The organism is Dietzia sp. UCD-THP, from assembly GCF_000349585.1.
GTDB lineage: Bacteria > Actinomycetota > Actinomycetes > Mycobacteriales > Mycobacteriaceae > Dietzia > Dietzia natronolimnaea_A.
In genome coordinates this window covers 3,217-6,380 of the sequence record NZ_KB714674.1, presented here as the reverse complement: position 1 = coordinate 6,380, position 3,164 = coordinate 3,217, and the positions used below count along the sequence as shown (strand labels likewise).

Below are 3,164 nucleotides of genomic sequence, written 5' to 3'. Positions count from 1 at the left end.
GGAGAGAAGTCCCCCTCGGATTGCGGCCTGGGCCTGCTCTGCTCGTGCGTTATGCGCTGCACACTGGTCAAGGATGGACGGCCACTGACGCGGGTTAGGTGCGGCTGCGAGTTCGTGGGCAACGTTCATCGTCCTGTAGTTCATGAGTTCGGCTGCTGCGTCTCGGCGCTTGAGTGTGTCAGCGAGGGGCTTGGGATAGGTGGGGGTGACTGCGAGTGCGGTGTTCGCGGCGTTGAATGCCTTCTCGATCATGGTGACGTGATTGCTCATAGCGTATCCCTCTCAGGGTTAGTGACGAATGCGGATAGTATTGCAAGTCGTCTATTGTCGAAATCTAGGTTTGCGGGGGCTGCTTTAGCCCCCTGGTAATGTCCACGTATTAGCAGGACAAGCGTTCCGGTAGGCGAGTGTCGGTTATTGGCGATTAACTCACGGATGGTTTCGGGGGTTGCTGTTCCGGGATCACAGTAGGTTGCGACTTGGGCCGCTGCGACACTTAGCCCGCTGACTCTGAGTAGCCCGTGGACGTGTGCTGCCCCGGTTATCGGATCGGATATGCGTGCTATCTCGGCGTCCTCGGCGGTCTGTAGCCGGTCCATTCGGGCCTGTAGGTGGGGTTCCCATTCGGCCCTAGCCCGCGGCAAGAATGAGCGCCATTCGGCTAGGTTGCCGGTCCTGGGCATGTTCTCGATCCATAGCCCCAACTCGCGGTAGACCAGCTTCATAGCGTCATCTAGGCGGTGTGGATACAGCTTGTACTGAGTCACAGAATCCTTTACCAATAGTGCGGTAGGGTCGTCCCTGTATTGCCGGGTAGGCGCTATATGGGAAGCTGCGTTGAGGATGTTCATGCCGGTTCGTGTTGCTGCGATTTCGAGTACATCGCCACTTCGTCAAGAATTTCCGCGAGCTTGTCCGCTTCATCGAGCGACATTGAGTATTCGACGCCGCCGATATTGAGTCGCACCCCGCCTTTAGAGGGTGAAACAAACCATCTCATCACCGGATTAGTAATCTTCACTGTCGGTCCTCCAATTTGTCAGCCGCATCGTGCAGCAAGTCAGCCAGTTCCCTCACACGTTCCGGGGCTATAACAATCCTGCGGCCCTTTCCCCGGATGCCCCAGTCAATGCAGATGCGTCCCCTGCGGGTGGAATGAACATCTAGTTCGTGTAAGGTGCCGATTTCCGTTTCCAGTTGGGTAATCACTCTGTCCCCTCGGGTGTTGTCCACACTTCCGTTGTGCGTTTGGCGAGAATGGCGGATAGGGCTTTGGCCTGTTTGTGGGTGAATCGGATTTCGACTACGTGTTCATTTCCGTAGGCGACTAGTCGGAGCTTGCCATTGTTCACCGACGCCTTGAATTTGATCGGGTCGTCTACGACTGTTCGTTTGCGTAGTTGGTCGTCGTTGTTGTGGGTGTTGAGGTCTGTTCGCTTTCCGTCTGGGCCGATAAGGTCGAAAATGTCGCGCATGTGTGATCCTTCCTGCCCCAAGAATGGGCTTGGGTATCGTCTGTTTTCAGCCACGAGGGATGCATAAGTCTCCTAGGCATGATTAAGGCCCCCAGGTGAGTCCCTGAGGGCCTTTAAACGGTATGGGTGAGTGTTTGTATAGGGGCGACTATTTGAGGCCCTTAAATCGGCTTCTGGCGGTCGCTGTCGATGATGGGTGCGGTCTGCCGGAACTCCGAAATCAACGCCTTATCGACTTCCTCCAACTTCTTGTAATTGCAGTCAGCACAAGAAGGGACGCAATTATCAAGGGAATGTTCCCCGCCTGCCGCTACCGGGATAACATGCTCCACATGCTCCCAATCTTCACCGCAGTAATAACACTCATCACCGTGACGCTCCACTAAACTCTGAATAGAAAACTTAATCACCTTTGGCTCAATGCCGTACTTTTCGCAACGCTCAAGGTAATACGCGGTACCTCCCCCAGGCTTAAGCTTCCGCCCGTTCCAGGGTTTGCTAATCAGCCATGAGTGAGCAATCTTCTGATACCGCCGATCCGAACCGAACTTCGCTGCGTATTCAGTAGCCAAACGCACAAGCGTTTCGTGATCCGTTTCCAGCAAGGCTTTCCTATAAGAATTGAACGCTGGCCCCTTATGGCTTTTCTTCCCGTAGGCGTTCCAGAACTCTTCAAACTCGGCACTATAGACACGAGTCCTGGTGCCGCATCCGCGTTCGACGGGATTCGAGCGTGGTCCGCGCGCCTTTCGGCGTTCCTCAAGGCAAGGCTTGCAGTTAACCGACTTGTCGCGGGCGTACTGATCCAACGGAAGGTTTTGCTTGCATCGTCGGCATGTTTTGGTTGTCATGTGTTCTCCTAGCAATCGAACAGGGGTTGAAGTCTGTGTCGATAGGGTGTGTTTCATAGCGCCTCGCGGCGCGGCATTGACGAGGAAAGGAAGGATTTACTGCTGGTCCGGTTGCCCTCGGGTTTGATCTGCTTGACAGGCAAGGATCGTCGCAAGCGCCGATGGGCAAGAGGGTTGGGTTTGCTTCTGCTTTTCTTCTATCGCTACGAGCGGAGCGAGTGCCCGCGCGGCGAGCGCACTACCTGGGGAATAAAGAATGGGCGGGTGAAGCCTAGGTCGACTTCACCCGCCCATATTGACCTGCAATATAAGGGGGGTGTAAATATCTGTTGCTATGTTGCTTTCACCATATAACCACTGGTGAGAGCCTTATACTTAAAGCAACACTGCTGTTGCTATCTGTTGCCTAGTGTTGCTTTACTCTGACCGAACGCAACAACGCAACAATGGCATTGCTACATGTTGCCTTTGGTTTATAGCCTCTGACCTGCAAGGACACCCCCAAGGCAACAAAGCAACACAGAAAGTCACCCCAACGCTGCGAGTTCAAAATCGTCGGCTTCAGCCATGCGGTACAGTCCGCGACTCATCTTCACCACGCTCTGAGAAGCAACCAGCCGCCCCAGATAGGTACGGACCTTCTTGGGGTCAAGCCCTGTCAAAGTAGCCAACTGCGTAGGCCCCATCGGTTCACCTGCCCGCTCTAGCGCCTCAAGTACGCATCGGCTATCCCCGCTGGTCCTACTTTGCTGCGCGGCCCTCACAGCTGCCTGTCGGGCTTCCTCAACGCTATTACCGTCAAGTGTCCACCCATTGCCGAACTTCAACCTGTACGCGG

At 54.9% G+C, this 3,164-nt stretch carries 6 protein-coding genes; all 6 read right to left on the bottom strand.

The window, feature by feature from the left end; genetic code table 11:
• Window positions 1–270: hypothetical protein (locus H483_RS40320; protein ID WP_238556454.1), on the bottom strand; the 270-nt coding region annotated here is incomplete at its 3' end.
• Window positions 267–851, bottom strand: a complete 585-nt coding sequence (locus tag H483_RS39425; RefSeq protein ID WP_152428118.1) for a hypothetical protein — start codon at window positions 849–851, stop codon at window positions 267–269. The genes H483_RS39425 and H483_RS40320, both read right to left, overlap by 4 nt.
• On the bottom strand, window positions 848–1,021 hold the full coding sequence (locus H483_RS39835; protein WP_193746928.1) for a hypothetical protein: 174 nt from the start codon (window positions 1,019–1,021) through the stop codon (window positions 848–850). Before H483_RS39835 ends, H483_RS39425 begins: the two co-directional genes overlap by 4 nt.
• Window positions 1,022–1,205: 184 nt before the next feature.
• A complete protein-coding gene (locus H483_RS39420) occupies window positions 1,206–1,475 on the bottom strand; it encodes a hypothetical protein (protein ID WP_152428117.1) in 270 nt (89 codons plus the stop codon).
• A 161-nt stretch (window positions 1,476–1,636) separates the two neighbouring features.
• Window positions 1,637–2,326, bottom strand: coding sequence for an HNH endonuclease (locus H483_RS39025; protein ID WP_193746927.1), 690 nt, complete (start codon window positions 2,324–2,326; stop codon window positions 1,637–1,639).
• 527 nt (window positions 2,327–2,853) lie between these two features.
• Window positions 2,854–3,164: helix-turn-helix domain-containing protein (locus H483_RS40315; RefSeq protein ID WP_238556452.1), on the bottom strand; the 311-nt coding region annotated here is incomplete at its 5' end.